This window comes from Paludibacterium paludis (genome assembly GCF_018802605.1).
In the GTDB taxonomy this organism is placed as follows: domain Bacteria; phylum Pseudomonadota; class Gammaproteobacteria; order Burkholderiales; family Chromobacteriaceae; genus Paludibacterium; species Paludibacterium paludis.
This window is the reverse complement of sequence record NZ_CP069161.1, coordinates 1,296,564-1,309,651: the sequence shown is the minus strand read 5'-3', so window position 1 is coordinate 1,309,651 and position 13,088 is coordinate 1,296,564. Positions and strand designations below refer to the sequence as shown.

General features: G+C 58.8%; 10 protein-coding genes and 1 tRNA gene. 6 read left to right on the top strand and 5 right to left on the bottom strand.

Going from position 1 to position 13,088, the window contains the following annotated elements; all coding sequences use genetic code 11:
* Positions 1–10: 10 nt before the first annotated feature.
* A complete protein-coding gene (locus tag JNO50_RS05990) occupies positions 11–1,321 on the top strand; it encodes a replication-associated recombination protein A (RefSeq protein ID WP_189531300.1) in 1,311 nt (436 codons plus the stop codon).
* A 128-nt stretch (positions 1,322–1,449) separates the two neighbouring features.
* Positions 1,450–2,736 carry a serine--tRNA ligase gene (gene serS, locus JNO50_RS05985; RefSeq protein WP_189531302.1) on the top strand — a complete coding sequence of 429 codons (1,287 nt, stop codon included), beginning with the start codon at positions 1,450–1,452 and terminating at the stop codon, positions 2,734–2,736.
* Between the two features lie 343 nt (positions 2,737–3,079).
* Here serS and JNO50_RS05980 read toward each other — a convergent pair whose 3' ends face one another.
* Together JNO50_RS05980 and phaR are read right to left on the bottom strand one after the other, a co-directional pair.
* Entirely contained in the window at positions 3,080–5,596 is a 2,517-nt protein-coding gene (locus JNO50_RS05980; protein WP_189531304.1) for an EAL domain-containing protein, read from the bottom strand.
* A gap of 526 nt (positions 5,597–6,122) precedes the next feature.
* Positions 6,123–6,701, bottom strand: a complete 579-nt coding sequence (phaR, locus tag JNO50_RS05975) for a polyhydroxyalkanoate synthesis repressor PhaR (RefSeq protein ID WP_189531306.1) — start codon at positions 6,699–6,701, stop codon at positions 6,123–6,125.
* 189 nt (positions 6,702–6,890) lie between these two features.
* Between phaR and JNO50_RS05970 the strand changes: the two genes are divergently transcribed.
* From JNO50_RS05970 to JNO50_RS05960, 3 genes are all read left to right on the top strand, one after another.
* On the top strand, positions 6,891–7,445 hold the full coding sequence (locus JNO50_RS05970; protein ID WP_189531308.1) for a phasin family protein: 555 nt from the start codon (positions 6,891–6,893) through the stop codon (positions 7,443–7,445).
* 140 nt (positions 7,446–7,585) lie between these two features.
* Positions 7,586–8,719: a M14 family metallopeptidase gene (locus tag JNO50_RS05965; RefSeq protein ID WP_189531310.1), complete on the top strand. Its 1,134-nt coding sequence runs from the start codon at positions 7,586–7,588 to the stop codon at positions 8,717–8,719.
* 16 nt (positions 8,720–8,735) lie between these two features.
* Positions 8,736–9,398 carry a DUF1345 domain-containing protein gene (locus JNO50_RS05960; protein ID WP_189531312.1) on the top strand — a complete coding sequence of 221 codons (663 nt, stop codon included), beginning with the start codon at positions 8,736–8,738 and terminating at the stop codon, positions 9,396–9,398.
* A gap of 5 nt (positions 9,399–9,403) precedes the next feature.
* Here the strand turns inward: JNO50_RS05960 and JNO50_RS05955 are convergent, their stop codons facing one another.
* The 3 genes from JNO50_RS05955 to ygfZ form a co-directional block, all read right to left on the bottom strand.
* Positions 9,404–11,065 carry a hypothetical protein gene (locus JNO50_RS05955; protein ID WP_189531314.1) on the bottom strand — a complete coding sequence of 554 codons (1,662 nt, stop codon included), beginning with the start codon at positions 11,063–11,065 and terminating at the stop codon, positions 9,404–9,406.
* Between the two features lie 127 nt (positions 11,066–11,192).
* Positions 11,193–11,498: an H-NS histone family protein gene (locus tag JNO50_RS05950; RefSeq protein ID WP_189531316.1), complete on the bottom strand. Its 306-nt coding sequence runs from the start codon at positions 11,496–11,498 to the stop codon at positions 11,193–11,195.
* 121 nt (positions 11,499–11,619) lie between these two features.
* Positions 11,620–12,639 carry a CAF17-like 4Fe-4S cluster assembly/insertion protein YgfZ gene (gene ygfZ / locus JNO50_RS05945; RefSeq protein ID WP_189531318.1) on the bottom strand — a complete coding sequence of 340 codons (1,020 nt, stop codon included), beginning with the start codon at positions 12,637–12,639 and terminating at the stop codon, positions 11,620–11,622.
* Positions 12,640–12,893: 254 nt separating this feature from the next.
* Here ygfZ and JNO50_RS05940 point away from each other — a divergent pair.
* A tRNA-Asn gene (locus tag JNO50_RS05940) sits at positions 12,894–12,969 on the top strand.
* Positions 12,970–13,088 lie beyond the last annotated feature (119 nt).

The window sequence follows — 13,088 nt, the reverse complement described above, 5'->3', positions numbered from 1 at the left end:
CGGACCCATCGTGCACGACCTGTTCGCCACCGAACCGAAAAAACCGCTGGCCGAAGCTTTGCGCCCCTCACGTCTTGACGACGTGATCGGCCAAAGCCACCTGCTCGGCCCGGGCAAACCCCTGCGCCTGGCTTTCGAGTCGGGACAGCCCCACTCGATGATCCTCTGGGGTCCGCCCGGCGTCGGCAAAACCACCCTGGCCCGCCTCACCGCCCAGGCGTTCGACTGCGAATTCATCGCGCTGTCCGCCGTGCTGTCCGGGGTCAAGGACATTCGCGAAGCCATGGACGCCGCGCACCGGACCCTCAACCGCAATGGCCGGCACACCCTGCTGTTCGTCGACGAGATCCATCGCTTCAACAAGAGCCAGCAGGACGCGCTCCTGCCTTTCGTCGAATCGGGCCTGGTGACCTTTATCGGCGCCACCACGGAAAACCCCTCGTTCGAAGTGAACTCCGCCCTGCTCTCACGCGCCCAGGTTTATGTCCTCAAACCGCTGGCCGAGGAAGAGCTGCGCCAACTGCTGGCCCGGGCGCGGCAAACCGCGCTCGCGCACCTGGCGTTCGACGACGCCGCGGTGGATACCTTGATCGGTTACGCCGATGGCGATGCGCGCCGCTTCCTGAATCTTCTGGAACAAGCCGCCACCGCGGCCCGGGCGACTCAAGCACAGCGCATCGATGCCGCCTTCGTGGAAAGCGCCCTGACACTGAACGCCCGGCGTTTCGACAAGGGCGGCGACCAGTTCTACGACCAGATTTCCGCTCTGCACAAATCGGTGCGGGGCTCCAATCCGGACGGCGCCCTCTACTGGCTGTGCCGCATGCTCGATGGCGGCGCCGATCCGCGTTACCTGTCGCGCCGCATCGTGCGCATGGCGTGGGAGGACATCGGGCTGGCCGACCCGCGGGCCATGCAGATCGCCAACGATGCCGCGGCCACCTATGAACGGCTCGGTTCGCCGGAAGGCGAACTGGCACTGGCCCAGGCCGTCATCTATCTGGCGGTCGCCGCCAAGAGCAACGCCGGCTACACGGCCTACAACCAGGCACGAGCCTTTGTCCGGCAGGATGTTTCCCGCGAGGTGCCGGTGCACCTGCGCAACGCGCCCACCCGCCTGATGAAGGAACTGGGCTACGGCCACGAATACCGTTACGCTCACGATGAGCCGCATGCCTATGCCGCCGGTGAGCGCTACTTGCCCGACGGAGTCGGGGATCCGGGCTGGTACCAGCCGGTTCCCCGCGGCCTGGAGAGCCGAATCGCCGAAAAACTGGCATTTTTGCGTCAACTGGACGAGGACGCCGGAAAACGCGAATAAGCGAAGCGCTCCGTACGAAAAATGCCGCGCTGGCCTGACCTGCGTCATGCGCCAGCGTCGGCCCAATCAGCGTATAATGATCCGTGATTTCTGAATGATTGCCCCCTGAATACAAGCCGGGAATAACCATGCTAGATACCCAACTACTTCGCAATAACCTCGACCAGGTCGTCGCCCGCCTGGCCGACAGAAAATTCAAGTTCGATGCCGACGCCTTCTCGGCGATGGAAAACGAACGCAAATCCCTGCAAACCCGCATGCAGGAACTTCAGGCCCGGCGCAATTCCAGTTCCAAAGCCATCGGCGAAGCCAAGCGCAAAGGCGAGGACGTGACCGCGATCATGGCCGAAGTCGCCAATCTCGGCGATGAGCTCAAGGCGGCCGAAGAGGCCTTCGCCGCCGTTCAGGCCCGCCTGGACGCCTTGCTCTTCAGCCTGCCGAATCTCGCGCACGAATCGGTGCCCGTCGGCCCCGACGAATCCGCCAACGTCGAAGTTCGTCGTGTCGGCACGCCGCGCCAGTTCGATTTCGAAGTGCGGGATCATGTGGATGTCGGCGCCCCGCTCGGCCTTGACGCGGAAACCGGCGCCAAGCTGTCCGGCGCGCGCTTCACCGTGTTGCGCAACGACATCGCGCGCCTGCACCGTGCCCTCGCCCAGTTCATGCTCGACACGCACACCGGCCAGCACGGCTATACCGAGCTTTATACCCCGTACATCGTCAACGACAACGTCCTGTTCGGTACCGGCCAACTGCCCAAGTTCGCCGAAGACATGTTCAAGGTGCAAAAAGGCGGCGAGGAAGGCGGCCCGGATCAGTACCTGATCTCCACCTCGGAAATTTCGCTCACCAACACCGTCCGCGACACCGTGCTCAAGGCCGAGGATCTGCCGATCCGCATGACCGCCCATTCGCCCTGCTTCCGCTCCGAAGCCGGCTCCTACGGGCGCGATACGCGCGGCATGATCCGCCAGCACCAGTTCGACAAGGTCGAGATGGTGCAGATCGTGCACCCGGAGCGCTCCTTCGAGGCCTTGGAGCAGATGGTCGGTCATGCGGAAACCATCCTGCAGAAACTCGAGCTGCCGTATCGCGTCATCACGCTGTGTACCGGGGACATGGGTTTCGCCTCCATGAAGACCTATGACCTGGAAGTGTGGCTGCCGGCCCAGAACACCTACCGGGAAATCTCCAGCTGCTCCAACTGCGGCGATTTCCAGGCGCGCCGCATGATGACCCGCTTCAAGGACGAGAACGGCAAGAACCAGTACGTCCACACGCTGAACGGATCGGGTCTGGCGGTTGGCCGCACGCTGGTCGCGGTTCTGGAAAACTACCAGAACGCGGATGGCTCCGTGACCATCCCTACCGTGCTTCACCCCTACTTCGGAGGCCGCACGGTCATCGGACGTTAAGTTCGGGTATGTCCGGCAGAAAAAACGCCACGGTTCGTGGCGTTTTTTTATTCCCCGGACAGGAAGTCCGGGCATGCGGCGGAACCGCGCGAGAAATCGGCTCGCCCCTTAGGGATCGCTCGATGGCTCCCGCTTGCAAGCCTTGAGTGCATCTGCCGAAACGTCGGGTACGGCAGAAAAAGCGCGCGGGGTTTTGTCCGAGACAACTACCCTTCGCCTCTCGACGATCATGGCCCGCCACAAAACCCTATTGGCATAAAACGTCAGAATCAGGGGCAGTCGCCATTATTTTTTGTCGTGAGCGGGGCCATGGCTCCCCATCCATCGCGATGACTACAGCGCGTCAACGGCATGGACGCCGACCGGCCTGTTCAACGAGCAATGCCTCGAATTCGGCGCGCGGCAGCGGGGGACTGAAGAAATAGCCTTGCGCCATCGTGCATCCCTTGCCCAACAGAAAGTCGCGCTGTTCGACGCGCTCGACTCCCTCGGCCACCAGATCCAGCCCCAGACTTTGCGCGATCGAGACGATCGCCGCGGTGATGGCCGCATCATCGCTGTCCCGGTGCAGATCCATAATGAACGAGCGGTCGATTTTCAGGCCGCTGACAGGCAAGCGCTTCAGGTAAGCGAGCGACGAATAGCCTGTACCGAAGTCGTCAATGGAAAGATAGATTCCCTGCTCCTTGAGTCGGTGCAGGACATCGATCATGCCGCTGCCCTCCTCCATCGCGACACTTTCGGTGACTTCAAGCTCGAGCGAGCCGTGAGGCACCCCGGCATCGTCAAGAATGCGGCAAATCGTCTCCACGATACCGCCCAGCTTCAGCTGCCGCCCCGAGATATTCACCGCCATGCGGCCCATGAGCAAGCCTCGCTCACGCCAGCTTCTCAGCGCCGAGCAGGCCGTTGCCAGCACCCACTCGCCCAGCATGCCGATCAATGAGCTTTCTTCGGCGATGGCGATGAAACGATCCGGCGCGATCGGTCCCAACTCAGGATGAGTCCAGCGGACCAGCGCTTCGGCGCCGACGATAGAACCATCGGCGAGCGCTACCTTCGGTTGGTACCAGACTTCCAGTTCCTCGTTCTGCGCCAGTGCCCGATGCAAGGCATATTCCAGACGCAAGCGTTCCAGAGCACTGGCATTCATGTCCGTCGTATAAAACTGGAAGGTATTCTTGCCCCGCTCCTTGGCCCGGTACATCGCGGCATCGGCGTTGCCCAGCAGGATGTCGGCCATCGTTCCATCGTCCGGATACAAACTGATGCCAATGCTGGCGGACACGAACACATTCTGCCCCGAGACCTGCTTTTCCGAAGACATGGTCTCGGTCAGCGACTGCGCGAGGCCCGCCACTTGGCGAACACTCTCGACGTTCTCGATCAACAGAATGAATTCGTCGCCGGACAGACGGGCCACGGTGCCATGCGCGGGGATCCGCTCGCGCAACAGCTCCGCCACCATGATGAGCAGCTCGTCCCCGGCCAGGTGTCCCAGGGTATCGTTCACCAGTTTGAAACGGTCCAGGTCGATAAAAAGCAGCGCCAAACGCTCGCCGGACTCCGAGGCGCGATCAATGGCGGACTGCAGGCGCTCCATGAACAGGGTGCGATTGGGAAGGCCGGTCAACGCATCATGATTGGCCAGGAAGTGCAGTCGCTCTTCCGCCTGTTTGCGCTGGGTGATATCGGAAAACACCGCAACATAATGACGGCAACGGCCGTCCGGATCCCGGATGGCCGTTACGCTCAGGTGCTCGGTATACAGCAAACCGTTCTTGCGACGGTTGACCATCTCGCCCTGCCAGAAGCCTTCCTGCCGCAGGCAGCGCCAGAAATACTCATAAAATTCGCCCGGCTGACGTCCGGAGTTGAGCAGGCGTGGTGTTTTGCCGATCACCTCCCCGGATCCATAACCGGTGATGCGGCAAAATGCGGGATTGACGGATTGAATAATGCCGTCACCGTCAGTGATCATGATGCCGTCAAGCGTCGATTCGAACACTTTGTCGGCTAGCAGCAGATTCTGCCGTGTTTCCAGCAAGGCCTTGTCGCGTTCGGACAACACCTGCTGCAACTCCATCATGAATTCCTGCTCGATGCTGCGCAGGATTTCGGAGAATCCGAGCAGGCGTTCGATCACGCCCTCGTCATTGACCACTCCCAGATGCCGTATCTTTCGGGCGATCAGAAGGCGTCGGGCCTGCAACAGGCTGGTGTGCCTGCCCACCGCCACCAGCGGCTGGGAGCACAGCCCACCCAGAGGTTGATCCGGCGGCCCCTCGGTGACAAGGCGCAGCACGTCTCGCTGAGTGACGATGCCGTATTCCCCATCATCAAGCGCCACAACCAAGGCGTCGCGGCCCGCTTCCCGCATCCATTGCATCGCCTCAGGCAAAGAACGGGAACCATCGATGATCAGCACCGGTGGCGCGTCGACGGTTTCCACGCGTCGCAGGCCGATGAACGATTCCGTTCCCTGGTTCAGCACGATATCGGTCAGGGAGATCATGCCGTGGTACCCCTTGGGTCCGGTCACCAGGGCATGACGGATCGCGTTCTCCCGGAACAGCGCGGTCGCTTCATGCAGCGACAACGTGTGCGGCACCGTGAGCACGGGATGACTCATCAATTGGCTGACGGGCATGAGCCGAATCGCCGGATCGCGATAATCGATATCCAGCGCATCGGTTTCCGTCCAGATACCCACCGCCGTGCCGGCTTCATCGATGACCACGATCGAGCCGCAGCCGCGCGACGACATGATCGCCGCGGCTTCGCCAACGGAGGTTTCCGGGGAACACGACAGGATGTCGGGGCTCAGTATTTGTTCAACGGTTTGCTGCAGAGGAGACATTGCGGCCGGAATATTCGTGTTTCGGTAATGTTGAGAACCTTGGTCATTTTACGAGTTATTTTGTAAAAATTCACGCCATTTAAATAGATGGCATTTCAAAAAAGGCGCCACGCCAACTGCCGCGACCAACACCTTCCCCGAATTCGTCTCCCAGAGACCTCGTCCCGGCGAGTAAAAAGTCGTTGATTTTAAAAATCATTGAGTTGACCACGCGCTCCCGGCGGAGGGCACGCCGCGGAAGGCAGCCCCTCCTTGACTCTCCCGCCAAAAAACAGACAGAAATCCACGCTTATTCCGGCTTTTCCATTCACAACATTTTTAGACCAATCGCATTTATGATCACAAACGGTCAAACCGGCCGACTGAAAGGGTGCAACGGTCGCCGTGATGACTCCACCGGGCATGAAAAATGCCTCGGCAGGTTTGAGGCCTGTGGAGGCATTGATGCAAGGCGGACCATCCATTAACCGCCTCGGCACAGCTTGCAGGGAGGCGGAATGTTGCATGCGGGTTCGTTAGCGCCAGGTCATTGCTCGTCGGACTTTGGCGCATCCGGTTTTTTGTCGTCCGGCGAGTAGCCGGGGAAACCGAAGCCGCTGAACAGTTGCTTGGCCTGCTCCTGCATGCGGTTCTGCATTTCCAGGTACATGCCTGTACTTTGTTCCAGGTAATTTCCCAGCATATTCTGCATCGCCGGCCCTTGAAAAGACATAAACTCTGACCACAACTTGTTGTTGAACACGGTGTTGTCGCCATACATGGCGCGAGTCTGTTCCCTGAGCTGCTGCTGAAGCTGCGAGAAGATCTGCAGGTTCTTTTCCAGGAAGGGCCCCATCATGCCCTGCATGGCCTGCCCGTAAAAACGAATAAACTGCGTCAGCACCTCGTAGCTGAACATGGGTGCGCCCCCATTCTCCTCCTCGAGAATGATCTGCAGCAGCACACTGCGGGTGATGTCTTCGTGGGTTTTCGCGTCCAGTACCTGCAGATCGACATGATCAAGCACCAGTTGCCGCACATCGCCAAGGGTGATGTACGAACTGGTGGCGGTATCGTACAGACGTCGGTTCGGGTATTTCTTGATAACCCGCTTTTCAACACTCATGAAACACTCCCGTTTATTGTCGTTTAGGTGTTGTATCCGAGCAATCTAACATAAATACAACAAGCTAGAGCAAAAGTTCTGGGGAAAACCGCTCGCCCATGATAGATTCCTGCGTCATTGTGCAGCGCGCAATTTTATCTCGCACTGCCCGGCAGACTGCACAACCATCGTTCATTGAGAGGGTTAATCATGTTTGCAATCAACGAAAACTTCAGCAAGATCTCCGCCAACGGTGTCGAGACCGCTTTGCGCTTCGCCCAGATTTCCCTGGACGGTACCGAGCGTCTGGTAAAACTGCAACTGGAATTATCCAAACAGACACTTGAAGATCAAGTCAAGGTGACTCGGGAGCTGACCACGGCCAAGGATCCCCAGGAGGCTCTGCTCAAAGTCAATGCGCTGTCGGGCCAGTCCGCGGAAAAAGCCGTCAGCCACTCCCGCGAGTTATACGAGATCGTATCGAATACGCAAGCCAGCCTGACCCGTCTTGCGGAAGAACAGCTCGGCCAGTTCAACAAGGCGCTGATCGGCAGTCTGGACAACTTGTCCCAAAACGCGCCGGCCGGCTCCGACACGTTCCTCAACGCGTTCAAATCCTCGTTCGCCGCTTCCGCCGCCGCGCTGAACACGTTGCAGCGCGCGGCCCAGCAAGTCGCCGAATTCGCCGACACCAATGTCAAGGCGGCTACCAGCGCCACCGCAGAGGCGGTCAAGGGCAGCCGCCGCAACGCATCCGCTTCCTGAAGCATCGCTCAGGCAAACCCGGCCTTCCCCGCATCCCGCCGGGAAGGCCGGGTTTTTTCCCGGGAACATTGGCTATCGGGCCTGTGGGGTTTACAATCCTTGTTTGGCTCTCCCCCTCTTTAAAAGACAGGTTCAGCACAATGAAAATCAGCAGCAGCTTCGATGCCGGCAGCATTGAAATCGTCTCATTCGAGCAGTTCGACGATATCCAGCTGAAGATCCCGCGCGACAACGCCGCAGAATTCGCCCAGTGGTTCTATTTCCGCCTGCAGGGGGCAGCCTATCAGCACTGTGTCCTGAAATTCCTCAATGCCGGTGAATCCGCGTATCCGAAGGGCTGGGAGGATTACCAGATCATGGCCTCCTACGACCGGATCAACTGGTTCCGCATTCCTACCGTATTCGACGGACAAGTCATGACGGTGGAGCATGTACCGCTGGCGAACAGTGTCTACTACGCCTATTTCGAGCCCTACTCCTGGGAGCAGCACCTGAACCTTATCGGCCAGGCCCAGGGCTCGGGAATCTGCCAGGTCACCGACCTCGGTTCCAGCGTGGAAGGACGCGACATCAACCTGCTGACCATCGGGCATGAAGTCGAGTCCGACCTGAAAATATGGGTCATCGCCCGCCAGCACCCCGGCGAGACGATGGCCGAGTGGTTCATCGAGGGATTCCTCAACCGCCTTCTCGACCCGCAGGATCCCACTTCGCGGGCGCTGCTGGATCGCGCGACCTTCTATGTCGTTCCCAACATGAATCCGGATGGCTCGGTGCGGGGCAACCTGCGAACCAATGCCGCCGGAGCGAACCTCAATCGCGAGTGGGCCGAGCCCAGCCTCGAGCGCAGCCCGGAAGTGCTGTACGTCCGTCAGAAGATGATGGAGACCGGCGTCGATCTGTTTCTTGACATTCATGGCGACGAAAACCTGCCCTACGTCTTTGTGGCAGGCACCGAAGGCGTCCCGTCATACGATGAACGCATTGCCATCCTCGAAGATGAATTCAAATACCATTTCAGGCTGGCAAGCCCGGATTTTCAGGACGAAGAAGGATATGCCAAAGACGCGCCGGGCGAAGCGAACATGACATTGGCAACAGCATGGGTAGGGGAAACGTTCCGTTGCCTGGCTTACACGCTGGAAATGCCCTTCAAGGACAACGCCAATCTGCCCGATGACGATTTTGGCTGGAACGGCCAGCGCAGCCTGCGCCTGGGCGAAGCGGCGCTGACCCCGATTTACGCCGTGCTCGGACAACTGCGCAACGCTTGACGCGGGTCACCCCGGCATGACGATCCTGACGCGTCTTTATCGCCAGATCGCCATCCGGCCCAGGCTCCTTGCCAGTCTTTGCGCGGGGGCCGCAGCTGGATTTGTCCTTCCGGCGTCAATCCAGAATACCTCCCGCCTACTGATCGGCTGGAACACGGGCACATGGCTTTACCTATTGCTGGCACTGCACATGGTCGCCACCTCGACCCACGACTCGATGAAACAGCGCGCGCGACAGCAGGACGAAGGCCGGAACACGGTGCTGGCCCTGGTCATTGTTGCCGCGCTGGCAAGCCTCGCCGCCATCGTTGCGGAACTTGCCGTCGCGAAGGACATGCGGGGAGTAATGCGTTATGGGCATATCGGCCTGTCGGCGCTGACCGTACTGACATCGTGGACATTCATCCATACGATGTTCGCCCTGCATTACGCCCATGATTTTTACATGGCGGGCTCGCGAGGAAGACCCGCCGGCCTGGCGTTTCCCGGTGACGACACACCCGCTTATTGGGACTTTCTGTATTTTGCCTTCATCATCGGCACCTCGGGCCAAACCGCGGATGTCAGCTTCACCACCACGTCCATGCGGCGCATCGGGCTAGTCCACTGTGTACTGGCTTTCCTGTTCAACACCACCTTGCTCGCGCTGACCATCAATATCGCCGCCGGCCTGTTTTAAGCAGGTCAGGTCGCCGGCGGGGTCACGTCGACAAGATCCACCAGCGCCCAGTCACTGCCGCTTTCTATCATGCGCCCCAGCGTCAGCTGAATGGTTTTGCCGCGCACATCCATGAAGAACGGCCGGTCCGGCACGCACCATGCGGAAGGCATGATCAACCGGGATCCGCTCTGCTCCGGGCCATGGGATGGAAGGTGAATGGCAATCATGCCATTGCGCCACACATGTTCGGTCGGCAACCCGGCTTCCACCATTCGCTGATCCGTCGGACGCAACGAGGCCGCAATGGCCTGGTCGCCGATGGTTTCGATTCCCAGAAAACATCGCCCGCCTTCTTTGCGCTTGATCCGCCGGATGATCCCAAGTGCCCACATCGACTCGCTAAGGCGGCGAAACGCCACCAGACGGCCGGCGGCAAGCCACTCCTGGCCCTCCTCGCTCAGCTCCAGCCCGATGCCGCTGCGGCTGACGTTATCGATATCGGCCCGCACCACCAACGGCCCCGCCACCCGGGGTTTTTCCTGCACGACACGTTCAGGCGCCCGGTGAGTCACGAATCCGTACACACGAAGATCGACAGCACGGTCAAAGCCTTTGCTTTCCTCTCCGGCATCGTCCCCATGCTCATCCTCCTGCTCCCGCAGCACCGCATGGATTGCAGGCAGCCGGTGAATCAGATCGACCTGACCGTCATCCCCCGTCCGGGCCGCCCGGTCAATCCTCACAACTTGCGGAGCCCAAGAACGGAGAAGAATGCGCAGCACTCCCGCATCGAGCCCGCGCGGCCGGCGCATGATGCTATCCGGCAAGGGCCGACCTGACTCCAGCAACGCCAGCCATTCCTGCAACTCTTCGGACAACACCTCCGTCGTCCAGTATCGGGACATGGCCGAAGCGCCGTCATCCGACGGTCGCATGGCCGGCCTGTCACCACCAAGACGAACCTCGAAGCTCGACCAGGCATCACGCCGACGGATCAGGCTCATGCGCGTGGAAAGCTCCTGCAACACCTGCCAGGCCGCATCCAGCTGCAATGTCGTCAGGGAGCCATATGGCAACAGTGACAGCATCAAAATGCCAAGATACAAATCTTCGACGGTCGTCGGCGGCTCTCCGTCGTTCAACACGACATCCTGCCCGGCGAATCCGGCCGCTTCACTGTGTGCGTAGGTTTTATGCAACGTGCGCCAAAATGCCGAATCAGGCTCCAGGTGACGCATATAACGCCACCTCGCCTGCTCGGCCAGCAATGTCAGGGTCAACACACTCACGAGGGGGAGACTGGGCGCCAACCATTGCCGCTCTTCGCTTGAGGCCGGCAGATGCGTAAGGGGGATCAGGACAGAAAGGAAGGCCGAGGACCACTCCAGGCTTTTTTCGCGCAGATCGTTTTCCAGTGCTTCGGGCATGCGGGTGTTGAGCAGAACATTGCCCATCAATTGCTGATGAAGCGCCCAGGATCCCTGATAGAGGACAAAGAGCGCATCAAGCTGGGGTTTTCCCGGACAAGCCCCGGCCCGTTTCCAGGTCTGGATACGCCGTGCGACCGTGGCATGCGCCGCAGGCCCTTCATTGTCGAGACTGGCCGCCAGCCAGGCCGCCGCGGCCTCCGGCCCATCAAAGGGGTTTTCGGAGGGTTTGGGCTTCCGCTTGAATAAACCCAGCATGAGTTTTTCCTGCTTGCAGAAATAGCATGGCTATATCTTAACAGCACGACCTGAAAGATGGCAGTTACAGATGAAAAGCAAAAAACGCCCCGCAGGGCGTTTTTGCCAATGACAGGACTGAACCGGATCAGATAGTCAGGTCTTCCATCGTCTTGCCACTGGCAAGCAACTCCTGAACCCATACCGGCTTGCGGCCGCGGCCGGTCCAGGTCAGCTCAGGATGATCCGGATGACGGTATTTGGCTTCAACGGGCTTGCGGGTGGTGCCGGTCTTCGCCAGCACGTCCTCTACGGACAGGCCATAGGTCTTGGCGATTTCGACGATCTGCTTGCGTGCCTTGTCTTTCGCATCATGTTCCCGCCGCTTGATTTCCTGCTCGAGGTCGGATTTGAGGGTGAGCAGTTCAGGGAGTTCCAATTTGCTGAGATCCATTATTTATACCTTATACCGTGGTTACTGTAGATTATGGGAACCAGGCAAACGCAAGTCACGTCGCCATTGGCAAATCAAAAATAAACCGTATTGCGGGAAAAATCAAACTATTAATAAAAATTTACTCACGGATGTCATGCGAAGATAAAAGCAATTGAGTCAAAATCGGGCCATCGATCCCTTTTAAATGAATAGACTCCTCCCAACCGGCTTCCTGCGCCACGACAAGACACTCATTTTTACCGTTGGATAATTTGACCGTATTGACCACATGGCCAATTACCTGCTCTCCCATGGAAGGAATAAACAAGGGGTCTCCCGCCGCCGCCTCACCCGCGACTTCCGCTCGGTAAAGCCGACGCTTCACCTTTCCCAGATATTCCGTACGGGCAACAATTTCCTGGCCGGGATAACAACCTTTACGGAAACTGATCGCCCCGATTTTATCCATATTGGCCATTTGCGGAACGAACAGCTCCCGTGTGGTGGCCGTGACCCACGCTATGCCAGCGCGGATATCCCGCAATAACCATGAAGCACTGCCAATCAACGCCAGGTCGGGCATTGCCGCCATGACGTCCTCCCGGACCGGCTCGGAGAGCGCGGCCAATAGCGCGCCAGAGGGCAAGCGGATCAGAACGACATCCCCGGCTGAGGCGACCTCATGGACGGCGCGTGGTATCGCCACATATTTCGCCAGCCAGGATTCAACGTCTCCGCCCATCCCGCCCAGCAAATGCCATTCCCCGTCAAGCAGCTCAAGCTTTACCTTCGAGCGCAGGACGAACATCGACAAACGACGGACAATGGCGTCGGCAATATCCGCCGATACCATTAAGAAATAGTCGTCACGATATTGCCATACAAGAAAATTGGCCAACATCCGGCCTTTCGCCGTGGAATAGGTACTGTATTGGCTATGTACCGGGGTCACTTCTCGGATATCGCTGGACAGTTGCCCCTGCAAAAAAGCGCTGGTATCTTCGCCGCTAACCTTGATCAGCCGAAATGCCGCGAGTGGAGAAAGAAACGCGCCGCTCTCCATTCGCTCAAGCTCAGTCGCCACATCGGCAAAGCACACCGCCACACCCTCGAATTGACCGCCCCTTGCTTCGAATCCTTCCTGCCATTTGTTATCCATCGAGCCCCCGTTACCCAAAAGTCATTACCAAAGCGCAAAACTTGGCGCTTGAATTTAACTTATATTGGGCCAATCCAGTGTGATTCAAGAAATAATGCATTATTCATATAACAATCATTTTCATGGACTTATTTAAATTATTGGCGGATATATAAAAATATGTGGATCACGTCACGCTCACGAGTGTTGACAGCCCCCATCAACACCGGTATAGTTCGCCCCATCGCTGAACGACGCAAGTTGTTCCAGACAATTCCCTGATAGCTCAGTTGGTAGAGCGACGGACTGTTAATCCGCAGGTCGCAGGTTCGAGCCCTGCTCGGGGAGCCAGATTCCAAAAGCCCGATCACCCATGTGATCGGGCTTTTTCACATTAGCGGGCGATGCGTAAATCATCCGACAGCAAACGTCTGATCGAAACAGTACAGCCCTCCTCCAAATCGCCATTA

Bases quoted from the DNA above. Each gene is read 5' to 3' on its own strand.
- serS (WP_189531302.1), top strand. From the start codon at position 1,450: ATGCTAGATACCCAACTACTTCGCAATAACCTCGACCAGGTCGTCGCC.
- JNO50_RS05980 (WP_189531304.1), bottom strand. From the start codon at position 5,596: ATGTCTCCTCTGCAGCAAACCGTTGAACAAATACTGAGCCCCGACATC.
- phaR (WP_189531306.1), bottom strand. From the start codon at position 6,701: ATGAGTGTTGAAAAGCGGGTTATCAAGAAATACCCGAACCGACGTCTG.
- JNO50_RS05970 (WP_189531308.1), top strand. From the start codon at position 6,891: ATGTTTGCAATCAACGAAAACTTCAGCAAGATCTCCGCCAACGGTGTC.
- JNO50_RS05965 (WP_189531310.1), top strand. From the start codon at position 7,586: ATGAAAATCAGCAGCAGCTTCGATGCCGGCAGCATTGAAATCGTCTCA.
- JNO50_RS05960 (WP_189531312.1), top strand. From the start codon at position 8,736: ATGACGATCCTGACGCGTCTTTATCGCCAGATCGCCATCCGGCCCAGG.
- JNO50_RS05955 (WP_189531314.1), bottom strand. From the start codon at position 11,065: ATGCTGGGTTTATTCAAGCGGAAGCCCAAACCCTCCGAAAACCCCTTT.
- JNO50_RS05950 (WP_189531316.1), bottom strand. From the start codon at position 11,498: ATGGATCTCAGCAAATTGGAACTCCCTGAACTGCTCACCCTCAAATCC.
- ygfZ (WP_189531318.1), bottom strand. From the start codon at position 12,639: ATGGATAACAAATGGCAGGAAGGATTCGAAGCAAGGGGCGGTCAATTC.